Here is an 18523-nt window from a genome sequence, read left to right on the forward strand (position 1 = left end):
AGAGGGTTTTTAAAAATATTCTTGCAAGAGTAGACATAAACCCGAGTGTCTTAAAAAGGTTCGGGTAATTTTTATCACATAAATTTTAGTATATAAATCTTATGAAACGTATTAAATTCATACAAGTTTTATGCATTATCTGCGTCGTACTTTTTACTACCTCTTGTGAAGATGAAGTAGAAGGTATACAGCCAATTCTAGAGCAAACTAGTAGTGGAGAATTTGCTGTTTTTACTTTTGCCAATGGCAACAAACTACAACTCATCGAAAGTGACGAAGAGGGAGATCCTGTTATCATTGCGATAGAATCAGGATTTGAACACAACAAAATGTTTATTGATTTTGACAGGCATTCTATGTTGGATGTGTATCTGGCTCTTACTTCAGAAAAAACTCCTATACCTAAGGTATTGATAGATATGTCTAAATCTTTTCAAAATCAGAAATTATTAGAAAAAAGACAGATAGTACCTAATATGAATATTCCCGTTACAATAGGAATGACAAAAATTCCTGAATCATTGTTACAAAAATTCCCGGTTAACCGAGGTTTTTGTGATAAAGAATATGCTGATTATTGTGAGGGAGACGGATGGGATCTTGAAGATGTGTGGAAGTCAGGAAATAAAAAAAAGAAAATAGAAGGGTATACTCATCTTTTTTCCGATAGTGGAACCGGAGTACCTCATATGACAGTTAAGTTTAAGTATAAAAAAGCAAATGGAAGTTGGAAAGAAAATGATAAAGCAACTCATAAAATTTATAAAGGACACGGGAAAAGAATTACCTATATCGGAGGGAAAAAAAGATATAGAGGATCTTGGCGATCAGTGCCAGGAGGTTTTTTAGGTCACTGGAAGGGTTGGACTGATGTTAGAAACTAAAAAATAATAAATCAAATCATTTGATTAAATCCATAGAAAAACCCCTCAAACTATATTTTCCCTTTTTATAGTTTGAGGGGTTTTAATTCTTTATTGGTTTTGTAAATTTTTTAATCCCATTCAAAATTAGTTGGGCAAGTAATAATAGTAAATTTTGGCTTATAGAATAAAGGACATCTAGAAGGGTTTTTACTATCTACGTAACCACCTTTTATAGATGACGGATTCTCTAATTTTGCAATTTTTAGTTTTGCAAGACTTAATTTTTTCCCCTTTGCTTTTCTCATAATTTTTAGTTTTTAAAGATTATTATACATATATCTTCTCTACCAGTATCAGAATATTATTGATACAATTTTTTATTAAAAATCACATAAAGTGATAATAAAAATGCCTAACAGTATAAAAAGTATATGTAAGTTACTTTTTTTGAATTCCAAGAATAAATATAGAGTAAAAAACAGTAAACATGCTATGAATGAGGTGGTTATTAGTCGAAATTCACAGAATTTCGATAAATTACATAGTATCTAAGTCATGTAATTTCTTTATAAAATAAGAAGTTTTGATTCCTGTACTCTTTTTAAATGCAGACGAAAAAGATTCGGCAGTATTAAACCCCATTTCTTCTGCAATACCTTGTATGGTATAGTTCCTAAGCGTTTTGTTTTCTTTTAACTGGGTTACAGCATGTGCAATCCTAAGATCGTTGATATAATTGGCAAAATTCTTTTGTTTATGATGATTAATGACCTTTGACAAATACTTTGTATTGGTTTTAATGTCTTTGGCCAAAGAGGTAGTACTAATATTCTTTTTTAGATAATAATGATTTTGTTCAAATAAAACTAACTTATTCAGGATTTCTTCAACGATATCATTAGATACTCCTATATCATTTTGAGGTTTTTCGTTAGGTGTTTCGACCACCTTGTTTTGAGCAATTAATTGTTCAAATTTTTGCTGATAAGTTTTTCTCTTTTGATATTGGCGATATAAAAAAACAATAGCGACAAGAGTAAGTAATGAGAGAAAAATCACTAATGAATTTAGGTTTTTATTATTGCCTTTCAGTTCATTAATTAAGACCTCTTTTTCTTTTATCAGTAAAGGAGTATCAAACTCTTTAAATAAACGATTAGATAAAGAAGAAGTTTCCTGGTTAATAATGCTATCAAATCGTAGAAGTTTATTGATATATTCGAGCTGTTGTTCTTTTTTGTCATTCTCTTTATAAAAATTGATCATAAACTCATAACCTTCCCGAACTTCAATAGGAGTAATTTTTTCATAGTGAAGAATCGAATCTACAGTAAGAAAATGCTTTTTAGTAGATAAGATGTCTTGTTTTAATAATTGTAGCTTTCCCAAATAAAACTCACCCAAAATATATGCTTTTTTGTTTTCTGATCTGGTTTTATCGAGAACAGACAAACCTTTAGCAATACTATCATAAGCATCCTTAAATTTCTCTTTATAAAAGAGATTGATACCCTCATTAATGATAATCCGACTATAAAACCTATTATAATAATGTTCTGATTTTTGTGATCGTTTAATTGCTTTATAATGATATGTTGAAGCAGAATCCAGGAGATTATTATAGCGATAAGATTCTGCTAAAGGAACGGTTGCTTTTAAATATCGGATTGTATCGGTAGTATGTTTTGTTATTATGTGTGTATAATATTCTTTAAAAAGAGGTAAAGCTTCTTCATGCTTTCTTATTTCCGTCTTGATACAAGCAATATTATGCTTGGTGATATAGATGTATTCAACATTTTGAATTTTTTCTGCAAGCATCAAAGCTTGTAAGTAGTTGTCAAGTGCAAGAGTGTAATTACCTTTACGGAAGTAATATCCTCCTTTAAAAGAGTATGATCTAATTATGATATCTTGATCTAAACCTGTACTCAAAGTAATAGAACGATCTAATAAAGCTATTTTTTCTGATTCTTCTTCAATATAATAGGATAATCTACTATATGCATTAGCCATTTTTATCTTATCATTTTCTAGAATAGCTTTTTTTAGATACGTATTAAGATAAATCTTTGCAGACAAAGTATCTCTGTAGACCTTTAGATAAGAATTATATAAATTCTCATAGTCCAATGTTTTTAAAGAATCAGGAATTACAAAATCTTCTTCTTGTCCGGTAGTAATTTGTACACAGCATAGTAAAAAAACAATAGTTATCCTTTTACAAAAGGAAGTGAAAAAGAGATATGTCTTTTTTGCTTTCAAGGGGTTTTTATCTATTTATCTAGCTATAAAGATACTATTTTCTGGTTTTTGTAATGTCTTAATATTAATTTGATATAAACAACTGATTATAAATAAGTTAATGTTGGAAATGAATCTCGAAATTCTCAGAATATCGAGATATTTCGTTTGTTTTCAAGGGTATTGTCATTATATATTTGGATTGGACAAAAAAATCAATCATCATGAATATCAAAAAAAACATAGGTGATAAACTAGTAGCGAAGATTTCTACAATTTTAATATGTGGGGTTGTATTTTTCTTGATATATGTTGTGTGTTATAAGATGCTAAGTACAGGTTTTGATACAAGACATATGTTTGCAATGCTGATAGTATTAAACATAGTATTGCTCATTACAGTATTTGTTTTTTTCTTTTCGAGTATAGTCCTGAAGAATTTCTCTAATTTCTATTTTAAGATCCCTCTTCTTTTTAATAAAGTATTTGAAGTAGGGTATGATGGTATTTTTACTACTACAGAAGAACTAACACCAAAGTTTGATCAGACGAAGGCCAAGAAAGATGTGATTCGAAGTTTAGTATCAAATTTTAGTACTCATAATCTGTATCAGATTTTTTCTAAAAAAGACCAGATACAACATCAAAACGCATCAAATGAAACCATAGAAATACTAACCTATTTTGCATCATCGCTGTTCGAAAAAAACAAACTTGAAGAGGTATTGTGGGATATTGTAGAGAATTGTATTTCGAAACTTAAACTAGAGGACTGTGTAATCTACATGTTGGATACCCAAAATAAAGTTTTGATACAAAAAGCAGCATTTGGCCATAAAAATAATGGAGAAAGAAAAGTCATAAGCCCTATCCAAATTCCATTAGGTAAAGGAATTGTTGGTAGAGTAGCTCAATCAGGAACATTTGAGTATGTGCCCGATTTGACCAATGATCCTGGATATATCATAGATGATGATCGTAGAATGTCTGAATTGTCTGTTCCTATTTTAATAGATGATGAGGTAGTAGGTGTTCTGGATTCTGAGCATTCTCAAAAAGATTTTTTCAATAAAGATCATGTGTTCTTATTTCAGTTAATTGCTAAACTAACCGGAAAAAAACTAAAACAAATTCACACAAAAAGTGAATCTCATATTACCGATGATAATGTGTATTTTAAAGAGCTAGATTTTTTGATGAAAGAAGCCAAAATATATCGGGATCCAAATCTGGGGTTAGACAGTATGGCTAAAAAACTAAATATAAGTGGTAACTACCTGTCACAATTGGTTAATAAATTGAGCGGGTATAATTTTACCGATTATATAAATAGATATAGAATAGAGGATGCAAAATTTAAATTAAGAAACCCTAATTTTATAAACTACACTATTATATCGATCGCTTTAGAGTCTGGGTTTAATTCGAAATCTACTTTTTATAGCGCTTTTAAAAAACGAACAGGCATTTCTCCAAAAGAATATAGAAAAACTTCCTAAAAACGTCCGGATTCTTTGAAATTCAAACTTTCTGGACATTCGTACACTTCACCCTAATTAATTTTATCATCTAAGTACTACACTAGTACAAACCAGGTATTTGTTTTTAGCTTAAGCAGTTTGTTGCTCTATAGTAGGCTAAGAATAAGGATAGATTTTTATAAACAAACCATAAAAACATAAACAAATGAAAAAGAAAGAGTTTTTATATCGTTTAATCATCTTTTGCGTGTTGATTGTAGGATGCAAAGATGATGATGACAGAGTTATACCTCCTGTATCAGTCGAGAATCAGGTGCCAGGAGATTTTACCATACAGGTTAACCAGATAACTGATAATAGCGCACTATTAGAATGGACTCTCGCAGTTGATCCAGATGATGATGATGTATCGTATACTATTTTTTTGGGAGAGAATTCCATACAATCAGATGTACAAGCCGCAGAATTTTTGTTAGAAGGACTTGATGCCCAAACCACTTACAATGGGAAAGTAGTAGCTTCTGATGGAAAAGGAGGAACATCAGAAAACACATTTGCCTTTGATACAGAAGACGGAGTAGTAATTAGCGAAGAAGTATCAATAGCATGGGAAAAATCTTATGGAGGTTCTGAGATTGATGTTGCTAATGCGCTGCAACTAACAGTAGATGGAGGCTATATTGTTGCGGGTACTGCAAATTCTGATGATGGAGATGTAGGTGGTAATAACGATGCAGATGGATATATAGGAGGAGATTATTGGGTAATTAAACTAAGTAGTTCGGGTGATTTGATATGGGAAACAAACCTGGGAGGATCTAGTGATGATTCAGGAAGAAGTATACAACAAACATCAGATGGCGGATTTATAGTGGCAGGAGCAACCGATTCTAATGATCAGGATATTAGTGGTAATACTTCTTCTTCTGATTATTGGATTGTAAAACTGGATGAATTCGGAAATTTGATTTGGGAGGTGAGCTATGGTGGAAGCGGAAATGATGGAGCAAGAAGCATCCAACAAACATCAGATGGAGGTTATGTTGTGGTTGGCTCTGCAGGTTTTTCAAGTGGGGATATTGGAGGAAATTATGGAGGTTTAGATTATTGGGTAATAAAACTAGATACTATGGGAGCTTTAGTATGGGAAACAAATCTTGGAGGTTCTGGATTTGATATTCCGGAATCGGTTGAGCAAACTATTGATGGAGGTTATATTGTTGGAGGATATTCAGAATCCTCAAATGGTAATGTAGGAGGAAATTATGGAGGAAAAGATTATTGGATTGTAAAATTGGATGCTTTAGGAAATCTGGTTTGGGAAACAAACCTTGGAGGAACACTGGATGATTATGCATATGATGTTCATCAAACAACAGATCAGGGCTATATCGTAGCTGGATATTCAGAATCCTTAGATTTTGATGTAAGCAGTAATAATGGAAAAAAAGATTGCTGGATTGTAAAATTAAATACCTCGGGAGAATTGATATGGGAGGTTAACATTGGTAGTTCAGAGAGTGATGTTGCCCGCTCTATTCAACAAACTACAGATGGAGGATATGTCTTTGCTGGTAACTCGGGAGCAAGTGACTTTGATGCAAGTGTTAATAACGGAGGATATGCAGATTTTTGGGCGGTAAAACTAAATCCTCTTGGTGAATTGTCATGGGAAATTAGCTTTGGTGGTCCAGAACCTGATTACGCAAATTCGATTCAACAAACCAATAATGGTTACATCGTAGCCGGTTATGTTTATGCTCCGGGAGGAGATATTAGTGGTGCTGGCAAAGGTAAGTGGGATTGCTGGGTAGTAAAACTAGAATAACCTCCTGTATACGATAAAAATAGTTTGTAATGATTAGGTTTTTTTGTCCATGCTTTTCATTACCCGGATCCTCATTACCTAACCTAACAAGATAATGGGGATCCTTTTTTTTCTAACCTACAGGTAAACCCCTTAAAAAATGTCCGAATTCTTTGAAATTCAAACTTTTCGGATACTTCAAACTGTGACTGTAGTTAGGTTTGTGGCATTAGCTTTTTATCATAATAGAAAAACAATAATAGATTTCATAAAGGCCATTGTGAGATACATATTTGGCTATTAATTAACGTAAAAATGAGAGATGAAAAGGATGAAAATAATTCAATATGTAAGTGTAATTTTTTTTGTTATACTAATTTCATGTAGTAAGGATGATAATGTTCTAAATTCTAATTCTGAACCAGATCCTATTACAAATCCAGAAAAAAGAATTTTTGATGACTTTGAAGGTACTGGTCCTCTAGTAGATTATATAACAAACAATGCTACAGTATTGCCAAATGTAAGTAGGGTTTCAGGTAGATATCATGCAGTTTTAGACGATAATACGAATAATCAGACCTTACATTTTAACGAAGAGCAAGGGCGATTAGATGCTAAATTAGTTACGTTTCCTTTTGAGTTTATTGCAAGAAATATTGGTATTGGCACTACTGCCAATTCTCAAACAGGACCAGCTCATAGTGATACTCAATACAACTTTTCGGGGATTCAAGTACATGTAGAAGATTTTAGCTCTATAAACTCTTCTCATGTGGTTATAGGTCACAGAGGAACAAGAAGATTTACTATAGAAGGTAAAAACACGGTAAATGGTATTTCTTCTGTAGACGACATAGGTATAGATATGGCTCCTTTGGGACGAGCAGATATCCGTATTGTTGGAGATGAAAATTATGAACTTACTTTTTATTGGCAACAACCAAATTTAACAAGCAATAGTACTTCAGATGAATGGATACTTTATAATGGTACGGGTAAATTACCAGGAACCGCCCCTTCATACGATAGTAAAGTTTATATAGGGCTTATTACATATGCTTTTGGTAACGCAGGTATTCCGTTTGTAGGGACTTGTGACGCTATTGAGATAAAATAAATAGTAACAATAAATAAATTACAATGAAAACACAGATATATATAATACTACTAGCATTTGTATCTACGATCTTTTTATCATGTGATACTGAAGAAATCCAGATAGAAAACTTTGAAAAAAGTAATGCCAAATCTTTTATGACCAAAGCAATTAGTTTACATCCTAAGAAGATTCTTAAAGAAACGCCTTTTGGCGGTAGAGCAAATCATACCTCACTTGTATTTGACAATAAAATGTGGGTAATAGCGGGTAATGGTCCAGGAATATACTATAACGATGCATGGTATAGTAAAGATGGAACTACCTGGATGGCAGCCACAAAAAAGGCTTCTTTTTCAGCAAGAACAGGTCATGCTGCAACTGTCTCTCAAGGTAAAATGTGGATAACAGGTGGTAGGCTTGTTAATGAAATGAATGATGTTTGGTATAGTGCAGATGGGGAGACCTGGAAAGAAGCTACAAACAATGCTTCTTTTTCACCAAGATCAGGACATACGATGGTCGATTTACAAGGAAGAATGTTTGTAATTGGTGGTCATGAAAATGGAGTCGAAAAAGGTGATATTTGGGTAAGTAGCGATGGAGTTAAATGGAATTTAGTTTCTAACCTCGCACCTTTTGGAGCAAGAAGAGATCATGCCTCTGTAGTGTATGATAATAAAATATGGGTTATAGGCGGTTATGATATCAATAATAACTTTTTAAACGATGTATGGTATTCCCCAAATGGTTTTCAATGGTTTCTTGCTACCCCAGATGCAGATTTTTTACCCAGAAGAAATCATACAGTAACAGTAGATAAAAAGGGAATGTGGTTAACTGCCGGAACAAGAAATAACGACTTCGAGTATTTTAATGATTTCTGGTATAGTACCAATGGTATAGATTGGAAAAAAACTTATTTAACTAAAAAATTTCAAGAAAGAACGGAGCATACATCTGTGTATTTTGACAAGAAATTGTGGATCATTAATGGGTATGCGTTGGATAACGGAAGTCCAGATGATTTTTATGACGATATCTGGTCTTTTGAATAATAACAATGACATTTCTGATACACGTGACTATTCTAACTATTGAATTTTACATCCAATTTTTAAGCAATGGTATGTGTCAACGTTTGAGATTACTTAAATAAAAACAATAAATAATGAAAAAATTAATTCTAATTCTGCTAATAAGCACTGTTCCTATGTTTGGGCAGCAACAAAATAATACAATAAGTGTAATAGGAGAATGTTCTAAAAAAGTTGATATCGAAAAATATATTATTAATGTCGAATTCAGAGAAGTTATGGCAGATGGATATCAAAATATTGAATCCAAAAGTATATCACAACTTAAAGAGGATTATAAGAACAAATTGAACACTATAGGTGTGGATTTTGAAAAGTTTAAGGAAAATGTTTTATACAAAATTACCTCTACGGGTTATGGAGCACAGGCCTATTATTTTTATGTTACAAAATCCCTTGATGAAGTAAAAAAAATACATGCTCAAAAAATGAAAGGAGTAACAATCACTTGGGTGGATGTTATTGCCAAAGAAAAGACCAATGAAGAAATGATGATATTAAATAAAAAAGCTATCCAGGATGCTAGAGGTAAAGCCACTCGAATTGCAGGTAGTATCAATAAAAAGGTAGGGAGTATACAAAGCATAAAAGATACCAATTATAAGCAACAATATTATAATGTGAACAAATCACAAGAACTACAAAAGCATTACATAACAGTAACCTTTGTTTTAGAATAGATTTTTGAGAATCAAATAAAACGGTAGAGGTATCTCTAAAAAACGAAACGAAAAATGATTAACTTTAAGCTAAAATTAAGTAAGTAATGAAATGAATGTCAATAATAGTACTATTATTGACATTCTTATTTGGTTGTAAATCAAAAGCTAAAGTAAGAGAGTGAATACAAATTAAATTTAGAAATAGAAATGTACCATATATTGACAAAAGCGATAGTAATTTTTGCTCTTCTTTTTTTTAGTACGAGTTATGCACAAAAAAAAGAAGCAAATACACCATTATATTCATCAGACACCCTTAGGGTGGGATATACATATTGGTGGCCACAATCTGGGCCTTTTATTGGTAATTGTGGCGATACATATGCATTAGTTTTTTTAGGCACTATTCAACATATTGATGATCCGATTAAGAATGATGATATGCTCTATACTTCTCAACGAGGGATTATTGATATCGATGAGGTATTAACCTCAAGAATCCTTAAGAAGAATAGATATGATAAACAAAAGTTCTTTGTTTCAGATTACTTCTATGAGCAAGATGTAAAAGAAGGAGATCGGGTATTGGTTTTTTGCTATGAATACGAAGATAATTATAGTATTCCGGGAGGAAAGTCGATGTTAAAAATAAAAGGAGATAATGATCCTATTTTACTATCCATTAAAAGATATATTCAGTCTAATCAAAATGCATTAGAACTAAAAAAGGATGTGGCTTTATGGAAAAACTATGGTTTAGAGGCAGAGGTAAAACAAGTTATAGCTTGTAAAGAAACGATGGATTAACATTTTTGGGATAGTATGAAAGAATTTTCTGGATATGAGAAAATACCTAAAAACCTTAAAAATTTAGGGATCAATGATCATGATTTTCGCAAACTGGAAAAATTACAATGGGTTGTTACAGAAAAAATACACGGAGCAAATTTTAGTTTTGTATATGAAAATGGACAACTAAAATTTGCTAAAAGAAAAGAGTATTTATCATGGAAGGATGATTTTTTTGGGTTTCAAATGGTTGTACAGCGTATTGAAAATAATGTTCTTCAGCTTTTCGAGAGATTGAGTTTTGATATTAAAGGAGCTAAATATATTTTGTATGGAGAATTATTCGGCGGCGAATATCCTCATCCAAAAGTCACTTCAAATAAGCATGTACAAGCTATACAAACAGGAGTGTATTATACTCCAGAAATCGAATTTTGTGCTTTTGACATTGCCATAGAAAATAATGAAAAGTATTATGTGTCATATGAGATTGCAATGACATATTTTGAAAAACATGATATATTTTATGCAAGACCTTTGTTTGTTGGTAAGTTTAATGAAGCCTTAAATTTTGATACTCGAATCCAATCTACAATTCCTGAGGTGTTTCATCTTCCCAAATTAGAAAATAATTTGATAGAAGGGATTGTGGTAAAACCCTATAATCAAAAAGGGGTAATTGAAAATCAAATCAGACCTGTTATTAAACTTAAAAATAAGGAGTTTGATGAAGAAAAGAAATTTCACAAAGCTCAAAAATGGATGTTTACACCAAAGGTATCTTCAAATACAGAAGAGCTTGCCTTTTTAATAGATGAAATACGCAGTTATATTACCAAAAACAGGTTAGATAGTGTAGTATCCAAAATAGGAGCATTAGATAAAAATAATGAATCGCGATTAACAGCGATAGAAACCGAATTTTTACACGATGCCATTGCAGATTTTAATGAAGATCATGATCAGGTACTAGAAGAACTCAATGAAGTACAAAAAGAATGGATCAAAATTAGAATTAAGGTAGACATCAAAAGAGTAATGATTTCCCAGTTTTAAATATATACAAAGATAATATATCAGTATTTGATACATAAAATAGAGTTAAACCCCTTAAAAAGTGTCCGAATTCTTTGAAATTCAAACTTTTCGGACAGTACATATTCTTACCCATACTAGGTTTGTGCCATTAACTTTTAAAAATTATAAAAATGAAAGCAATAACAAATTTAGTAAAGGGGATGATGATAGTGATGGTATCGCTATTGATCTTTTCGTGTTCTGATGGGGAAGATGGAGCAATAGGGCCTGCAGGCCAGGATGGAGTTAACGGAGTTGATGGTGCTAATGGAACAGACGGTAATGATGGTGCCGATGGACAAGATGGTGAAGATGGGCAGCCGGGAACTGCCAATGTAATTTATTCTGATTGGATTGCAGAAGATTTTGAAACTAATGTAGCGGCTGAAACTAACGAGCAACTTCTCACTACCTTTAATCTTAGTGAATTCAATCTCAATGAAGATGTAATATTGGTCTATGGGCGACATGAGGTAAACATACTAGTTTCTGAAATCAAACAACTTCCATATATACTTGCTTCGCAAAATGAATACTACGGTTTTGAAGTTGCAAGCTTTGTCGGAGGAAGTTCGTTACGAATTGAAGTAACTACGTTGGATGGGTCGACTAATATATTCACTTTCTTTGATGACTTTAGGTATGTAATTATTCCTGGTGGAGTTGCGGCATCCACAAGTTCAGCTACAAAATCAGCGATAGACTATACCAAGATGTCGTATGAAGAAATTATAACTTTATTTAATATCCCAGAATAATCTTTATAACCAATCATTAATTTGAATTATGTATAGTGAGCAATACAAGGGTATTGCTCACTTTTTTGTACGAATAAATTCTGAAATTTGAATGATATAAATGGTGATGAGATATGATTTGTCATTTGTTGCTCTATTTTTTTAGCCTAAATTAGTAGCCCTAAATTCTTTTTTATGACGCTAACTATGAGTATTCCAGCTTTGTTATTTCCTGCAATATCATTAACTATGCTGGCCTATAATGCAAGGTATTTAGCTATTGCAGCATTGATACGGCAATTGCATGAGGAATATTTGACTTCACGATCAAAAAATACCGTATTGCAAATCAAAAATTTAAGAAAACGATTATGGTTGATTAGAAATATGCAGGCTATAGCTATTGTTAGTTTTCTCACGAGTGTGATTACCATGTTTTTATTGTATGTAGAAAAGATATCCTGGGCTAATATAGTATTTGGCATCAGTCTTTTCTTACTTATGATTTCACTTTTTTTATCATTTATAGAAGTTCAGATCTCTACCAAAGCACTAGCTATTAGGCTTAATAGAATCGAAGAGAATACCTAAGAAATCCTTATCTTGTTATGATAAATGCTACTGAATGCTTCAAAATGAACTTTTTAATAATGTAATTCAAGATTTCAATGCTGGATATTGGGAGCTGTATGATGATCCGGAAAGAGAGATTTGGTCAGAAAAATTTTATGCTAGTTTAGGATATACAAAAAATGAACTAGAGTCAAAAATAGAATATTTTTTAGAACACCTGATACATCAAGAAGATGTTGAGTTATTCAGAGATAATTTTTTTAGCTATCGACGTAATGCTGTAAGTTTTAAACAGCATATAAAAATTCTTGATAAAAAAGGAAGTTATAAGCTATATAGATGTGCAACTAATGATGAATTACCAGTAAATATAAAATCTAAGATTAGCCTTGTCTTTTTTATTGAAATCAAACTAGAGCCAGAGCAGGATATTACAAAAGATAATTTCTACTATAAAGAAACTGCCCAAATGACAGCTACGGGGAGCTGGTATGTAGATTTTCAGGAAAGGAAAAGTTTCTGGGATTTTGAGACCAGAAGAATTTTAGAATATGCCGACAACTATATTCCTTCTCTTAAAGATTCTGCCAACTACTACGCAGAAGATTCAAGGCAACAGGCAGCAGATTTATTTTTTAATTGTGCTATGGTAGGTACACCTTTTAACACCGAAATTAAAATGGTAACGGCCAACAAAAGAGAATTTTGGGTACGAGCGATAGGAAAACCTGTATATAATGAAAATAAAGAAATAATTGGGATTAGAGGTGTTTTTCAGGATATAGATGAAATAAAAAAAAAGGAATTAAGTCTGCAAAAATCAATTGATATTATTGCATCTCAGAACTCTAGATTATTCAATTTTGCTCATATCGTATCTCACAACCTTAGATCTCATACCAGTAACCTATCTTTATTAGTACAGTTGATTGAAGATATAGATGATCCTAAGGAAAAGATTGGATTGGTTAAAGAAATTAAACAAATATCGTATAGTTTAAATACAACCATCGAACACCTTAATGAGATTGTAGCAATACACACAAATAAGGACCAGGAAAAAAAACCAGTCAAATTTCAGGATGCTTTTAATTTGGTTGCAAGTGGAATCGGGCAAATGATTTCTATGAGCAAGACCAAAATCAAGACAGATTTTAGCGAATTAAATACAATTAATTATATTCCTGCATATTTAGAAAGTATTCTGTTAAATTTAATAACGAATGCTATAAAATATAAACATCAGGATAGAGATCCAGTAATAAAAATCAAAAGCTATTCTAGAGGTAGTAAAGAGTTTTTAAAGGTTACTGATAATGGTAGGGGGATTGATATGAAACTGTTTAAAGATAAAATATTTGGCATGTATAAAACATTTCATTACAACAAGGATGCAGTAGGAATCGGACTATTTTTAACAAAAAACCAGGTAGAATCACTTGATGGAAAAATTACTGTAGAGAGTGAAGTAGATAAAGGAACAACTTTTATAATTGAATTTTAATAACAAATACCCCCTTTAAATTATGAGTCACAAAATAGGATTAGCTTGTATTATTGACGACGACAATATGTATGTAAATCTTGTAAAAAGGATTGTAGAAGCAAAAAACCTTTGTAATAACTTAATGGTATTTCAAAATGGTAAGGACGCTCTTAATTATTTTGAGGCTATTTTAACTAATTTAAATAAAAAGACAATTCCCGAAATCATATTTCTTGATTTAAACATGCCGGTAATGGATGGATGGGAATTTTTGGATAACTTCACTAAAATCAAAAATAAACTCGGAAAAACTATTACACTATACATTGTAAGTTCCTCAATTAATCCGGTAGATATAGAAAGGGCAAAAAGTATTAATACGGTAAAAGATTATCTTATAAAACCAGTTACCATAGAGGACTTAGAGGCTATCTTTTTAAAGCAAACTTTATAGAAAAAAAGCTTCCCATTTAGAGAAGCTTTTTACTACAATATTCTATTGCAGGAATTCCTTAGATTTGCGAAACCCTAAGTGTGTTTACCATTCCTTTTGCAGTAATTGGCATTGCTGCCAAATTGATCAACATATCTCCTTGTTCTACAAATTTACGCTCTAATGCAATTTTATTAATATCTTCGACAGTTTCGTCAGTACTTACGAACTTATCATAATAAAAAGCTTTTACTCCCCATAAGAGACTAAGCTGAGATAAGATTCTATGATTACTGGTAAAGACCAGAATATGTGCATCAGGTCTCCATGCGGAAATTTGAAATGCTGTATAACCACTATTGGTAAGAGTACAGATTGCTTTGGCATCAATATCATTTGCCATGTGTGCAGCATGATAACAAATAGATTTTGTAATAAACCTATTGGTTCGAATATGAGGAGGGTTTTGAGGAACCGTTATTAAATCAGAATTTTCTACACTTTTAATAATTTTAGACATAGTTTCGATCACCTGTACAGGGTATTTTCCTACAGAAGTTTCTCCAGATAGCATAACGGCATCGGCTCCATCCATTACAGAATTAGCGACATCATTTACCTCGGCACGTGTTGGTGTAAGACTATCGATCATTGTTTCCATCATTTGTGTAGCAATAATCACAGGTATTCGGGCAGTTTTAGCTTTGAGTACCAAGTTTTTCTGAATTAGAGGTACTTCCTGGGCAGGAATTTCTACTCCAAGATCTCCTCTTGCCACCATCAATCCATCACAGTAAGCCACAATCTTATCGATATTTTCTACTCCTTCGGGCTTCTCTATTTTGGCAATAATTGGAATTTTGTGCTCACTATGTTCTTTTATAAGATCTTGTAATTCTATCAAATCCTGAGCATGACGCACAAAAGATAACGCAATCCAATCCACTCCTTGTTCACATGCAAAAATTGCATCCTTTATATCTTTTTCTGTCAGTGCTGGTAAAGAAATACTAGTGTTAGGAAGGTTTACTCCTTTTTTAGATTTTAGAGGACCTCCTTGTATTACTTTGGTCTTAACCGTATCTTTTTTGTTAGAAGAGATGACTTCAAAAATTAATTTTCCATCGTCTAACAGTATTCTTTCACCTGCTTTTACATCTTTTGGAAAACTTTCATAATTCATATAGACCTCTTTAGAGGTGCCTTCAAAAGGTTTGCCGGTCACAAAATTGATCATATCACCATCATTGACAATGATATCTCTTTTCATAACACCTACACGTAGTTTAGGACCCTGTAAATCTCCAAGTATAGATGCATTATAACCATGTTCTTTGCTTAGTTTTCGTATAATTTTAATGCGCTCTTTTACATCATTATAATCAGCATGAGAGAAATTTATTCTGAAAACATTTACTCCTGCTTCCAGCATTTTTTTTAATATCTCTTCACTACTTGTTGCGGGTCCAAGAGTAGCGACTATTTTAGTTCTTTTACGTTTTGGCATTATTCGAATATTAAGTTGTTCTTTGATTTAAGTGTAGCATATTCCAAAGGATATGCAGTTATAATTTGTGAAATGGTAAGCATGTCTATAAGCAAAGACTTACTTGAAAAATTTGATGCTTCGGTCTCAATTTTTAGAAAATAATCTACATTTTTTAATTCAGGAATTAAATATTTTGTAGTATATGTATTCTCTATAGTAGTAAATAGGCCTTCAGAAACCTGATTTTCTGATGTTATTTTGGATTGAAATTTATTTCCGATAAGACTATATGTACTATATTGAAAATGATCATCATACTGATATAATGGAAAATTGGCAGTGAGATCATTATACTCAAAATTGATATCTTCTTTTTTTCTATAGAGTTTTAAGTTCAGGTTTTTATTCAATAAAAAAGCCAACCGATATGAAGCTAATGAACAATGAATGGCAATAAGTTCATAATCATCATCGGCAAAGGCATCTAATACTAACCGCTGAACAGCCACTTTGATTTTTTTTGTTTCCGATTTAACGCGAAATATACAAATAAATTCACCTAACAAGTTTAATTAAAGATAAAGTTATTTTACGAAAACGATTGAGTTAGTATCTTTTAACTATAAAAAAATATAGTTTTTCTAGTATGCGTATATTTTGATTAATTTAATAAGAAAGAATCTAATGATATTTAGATATTTATTTTAGATTGAAATGCAAAATAAGCTCTTTTTGATGCTTTTTCTTCTGCTTTCTTTTTTGAAGTAGCTCTTGCTTTTGCAACTACTTTATCATCTATCCAGAGCTTTACGGCAAAATGTTTCATTTCATCCTTACCTGTATCTTCATATACTTCGTAACTAAATACTTTTTTCTCTTTTTGACACCATTCTATCAATAAGCTTTTATAACTAATGATTTGTCCCTCGAGGCTTTCGATATCAACATATGGATCGATTACAGCCTCTTTGATAAATCGTTCGCAGTATACAAAACCGCGATCCAGGTAAATAGCACCTATTAGTGCTTCAAAAAGGTTTCCGTGTATATTTATTCCAAATTGAGACTTAGGAATATTGGTTCGCACCAGTTCAATTAGTTTAAGATCTTTACCCAATTCATTAAGATGCTTTCTACTTACTACTTTGGCTCTCATTTTGGTTAAATACCCTTCATTACCTTCGGGTACTTCTTTAAATAAGTGAGCTGCGATAACACTGCTTAACATGGCATCACCAAGAAATTCTAACCTTTCAAAATTAACAGCATTTCCTTTTTTGTCTTTTAAATTTAGTGACCTATGGGTAAATGCTTTTTCATAAGGTTTAATGTTTTTGGGCTTAAAATTTACTATTTTCTGAATTTTAGAAAAAAAATTCCCGTTCTTTTCAGAGCGGGAATTTAGTATGTTTCGAATAACATTCATTTATTCGTTCAGTTTTTTAAATAACACACAAGCATTATGACCTCCGAAACCAAAAGTATTACTCATTGCATATGTGATTTCACGCTTTTGAGCTTTGTTTAATGTCAAATTCAATGAAGAATCTATGTTCTCATCCACTGTAGTGTGATTGATAGTAGGAGGTACTGTACTTTTTTGCATAGCCAAAATAGAAGCAATAGCTTCTATAGCTCCGGCTGCACCAAGTAAGTGTCCTGTCATAGATTTTGTTGAATTGATATTGATGTTAGATGCATGATCTCCAAAAACCTTAGTAATAGCTTTCAATTCTGCAACATCTCCTAATGGAGTGGATGTGCCATGAGTGTTTATAGCATCTACTTGTTCTGGTGTAACACCTGCATCTCTTAAACAATTAAGCATCACGCGTTCTACTCCTATTCCATCAGGATGCGGAGCTGTCATGTGATATGCATCACTAGACATTCCGCCACCAACTACTTCGGCATAGATTTTGGCACCTCGTGCTTTTGCGTGTTCATATTCTTCAAGAATAAGAGCTCCACTACCTTCTCCCAGAACGAAACCATCTCTAGTTGCGTCAAATGGTCTGGAGGCAGTCTCTGGACTTTCATTTCTTGTAGACAAAGCGTGCATCGCATTAAATCCTCCCATACCAGCTATAGTAACTGCAGCTTCACTTCCTCCTGTAATGATAATGTCACAATGACCCAAACGAATATAGTTTAGTGCATCGATCATTGCATTTGCAGAAGAAGCGCAAGCAGAAACTGTGGTATAGTTAGGTCCCATAAAGCCATTTCGTATAGAAATATGACCAGGAGCAATATCGGCGATCATTTTTGGGATAAAGAAAGGATTAAAACGTGGTGTTCCATTTCCGTTGGCATAGCCAATTACTTCTTCCTGAAAAGTCTCTATTCCGCCAATTCCTGCACCCCAGATCACACCAACTCTAAATTTATCAACTTTTTCCAGGTCAATAGCAGCATCTTTTATAGCTTCTTCAGAAGATACAATAGCATACTGGGCGAATTTATCAAGTTTTCGTGCTTCTTTTCTATCAAAATAGTCTGTGGGAGAATAATTTTTGACTTCGCAAGCAAATTTAGTCTTGAAATTTTCGGTATCGAAATAGGTAATGGGAGCGCAACCGCTTTTTCCATTTACTAATCCATCCCAATATTCATCAATATTGTTACCTATAGGTGTTAATGCACCTAGTCCTGTGACTACAACTCGCTTAAGATTCATATT

At 32.4% G+C, this 18523-nt stretch carries 18 protein-coding genes; 12 read left to right on the top strand and 6 right to left on the bottom strand.

Annotated features, from left to right (window positions below):
• The first annotated feature begins 101 nt into the window (after nucleotides 1-101).
• Nucleotides 102-884, top strand: a complete 783-nt coding sequence (locus Z053_RS0117050) for a hypothetical protein (RefSeq protein ID WP_025666199.1) — start codon at nucleotides 102-104, stop codon at nucleotides 882-884.
• Between the two features lie 110 nt (nucleotides 885-994).
• Here Z053_RS0117050 and Z053_RS31590 read toward each other — a convergent pair whose 3' ends face one another.
• Together Z053_RS31590 and Z053_RS0117060 are read right to left on the bottom strand one after the other, a co-directional pair.
• Nucleotides 995-1171: a hypothetical protein gene (locus Z053_RS31590; protein ID WP_160170115.1), complete on the bottom strand. Its 177-nt coding sequence runs from the start codon at nucleotides 1169-1171 to the stop codon at nucleotides 995-997.
• A gap of 232 nt (nucleotides 1172-1403) precedes the next feature.
• The gene (locus Z053_RS0117060; protein ID WP_025666200.1) at nucleotides 1404-3131 is read right to left on the bottom strand and encodes an AraC family transcriptional regulator; all 1728 of its coding nucleotides are present in this window, start codon (nucleotides 3129-3131) and stop codon (nucleotides 1404-1406) included.
• 203 nt (nucleotides 3132-3334) lie between these two features.
• Here Z053_RS0117060 and Z053_RS30300 point away from each other — a divergent pair, with 203 nt between their 5' ends.
• From Z053_RS30300 to Z053_RS0117115, 11 genes are all read left to right on the top strand, one after another.
• Nucleotides 3335-4609 (top strand): helix-turn-helix domain-containing protein, encoded by a 1275-nt coding sequence (locus Z053_RS30300; protein WP_051476083.1) that lies wholly within the window; start codon nucleotides 3335-3337, stop codon nucleotides 4607-4609.
• Nucleotides 4610-4796: 187 nt separating this feature from the next.
• Nucleotides 4797-6419, top strand: coding sequence for a fibronectin type III domain-containing protein (locus Z053_RS0117070; RefSeq protein ID WP_025666202.1), 1623 nt, complete (start codon nucleotides 4797-4799; stop codon nucleotides 6417-6419).
• A gap of 310 nt (nucleotides 6420-6729) precedes the next feature.
• Complete coding sequence (locus Z053_RS0117075; RefSeq protein WP_025666203.1) at nucleotides 6730-7518, top strand: hypothetical protein; 789 nt, start codon at nucleotides 6730-6732, stop codon at nucleotides 7516-7518.
• A gap of 23 nt (nucleotides 7519-7541) precedes the next feature.
• The gene (locus Z053_RS0117080) at nucleotides 7542-8555 is read left to right on the top strand and encodes a Kelch repeat-containing protein (protein WP_025666204.1); all 1014 of its coding nucleotides are present in this window, start codon (nucleotides 7542-7544) and stop codon (nucleotides 8553-8555) included.
• A gap of 113 nt (nucleotides 8556-8668) precedes the next feature.
• The gene (locus Z053_RS0117085; RefSeq protein WP_025666205.1) at nucleotides 8669-9274 is read left to right on the top strand and encodes an SIMPL domain-containing protein; all 606 of its coding nucleotides are present in this window, start codon (nucleotides 8669-8671) and stop codon (nucleotides 9272-9274) included.
• Nucleotides 9275-9463: 189 nt separating this feature from the next.
• On the top strand, nucleotides 9464-10063 hold the full coding sequence (locus Z053_RS0117090) for a hypothetical protein (protein ID WP_035096347.1): 600 nt from the start codon (nucleotides 9464-9466) through the stop codon (nucleotides 10061-10063).
• 15 nt (nucleotides 10064-10078) lie between these two features.
• Nucleotides 10079-11101 (top strand): RNA ligase family protein, encoded by a 1023-nt coding sequence (locus Z053_RS0117095; protein WP_025666207.1) that lies wholly within the window; start codon nucleotides 10079-10081, stop codon nucleotides 11099-11101.
• 152 nt (nucleotides 11102-11253) lie between these two features.
• Entirely contained in the window at nucleotides 11254-11880 is a 627-nt protein-coding gene (locus Z053_RS0117100; protein ID WP_025666208.1) for a collagen-like protein, read from the top strand.
• A gap of 174 nt (nucleotides 11881-12054) precedes the next feature.
• Complete coding sequence (locus Z053_RS0117105; protein ID WP_025666209.1) at nucleotides 12055-12450, top strand: DUF2721 domain-containing protein; 396 nt, start codon at nucleotides 12055-12057, stop codon at nucleotides 12448-12450.
• Nucleotides 12451-12484: 34 nt separating this feature from the next.
• Nucleotides 12485-13936, top strand: coding sequence for a sensor histidine kinase (locus Z053_RS0117110; protein ID WP_025666210.1), 1452 nt, complete (start codon nucleotides 12485-12487; stop codon nucleotides 13934-13936).
• 22 nt (nucleotides 13937-13958) lie between these two features.
• The gene (locus Z053_RS0117115; RefSeq protein ID WP_025666211.1) at nucleotides 13959-14372 is read left to right on the top strand and encodes a response regulator; all 414 of its coding nucleotides are present in this window, start codon (nucleotides 13959-13961) and stop codon (nucleotides 14370-14372) included.
• Between the two features lie 58 nt (nucleotides 14373-14430).
• Here the strand turns inward: Z053_RS0117115 and pyk are convergent, their stop codons facing one another.
• The 4 genes from pyk to fabF all read right to left on the bottom strand — a co-directional run bounded on the left by pyk (nucleotide 14431) and on the right by fabF (nucleotide 18520).
• Entirely contained in the window at nucleotides 14431-15858 is a 1428-nt protein-coding gene (pyk, locus tag Z053_RS0117120; protein WP_025666212.1) for a pyruvate kinase, read from the bottom strand.
• Entirely contained in the window at nucleotides 15858-16349 is a 492-nt protein-coding gene (locus tag Z053_RS0117125) for an IPExxxVDY family protein (protein ID WP_025666213.1), read from the bottom strand. The genes pyk and Z053_RS0117125 overlap by 1 nt, the downstream gene beginning before the upstream one ends.
• A 182-nt stretch (nucleotides 16350-16531) precedes the next feature.
• On the bottom strand, nucleotides 16532-17266 hold the full coding sequence (gene rnc, locus Z053_RS0117130; protein WP_025666214.1) for a ribonuclease III: 735 nt from the start codon (nucleotides 17264-17266) through the stop codon (nucleotides 16532-16534).
• Nucleotides 17267-18520 carry a beta-ketoacyl-ACP synthase II gene (gene fabF, locus Z053_RS0117135; RefSeq protein ID WP_025666215.1) on the bottom strand — a complete coding sequence of 418 codons (1254 nt, stop codon included), beginning with the start codon at nucleotides 18518-18520 and terminating at the stop codon, nucleotides 17267-17269.
• Nucleotides 18521-18523 lie beyond the last annotated feature (3 nt).

It is taken from the genome of Aquimarina megaterium XH134, from assembly GCF_000520975.1.
GTDB classification, from domain to species: Bacteria; Bacteroidota; Bacteroidia; order Flavobacteriales; family Flavobacteriaceae; genus Aquimarina; species Aquimarina megaterium.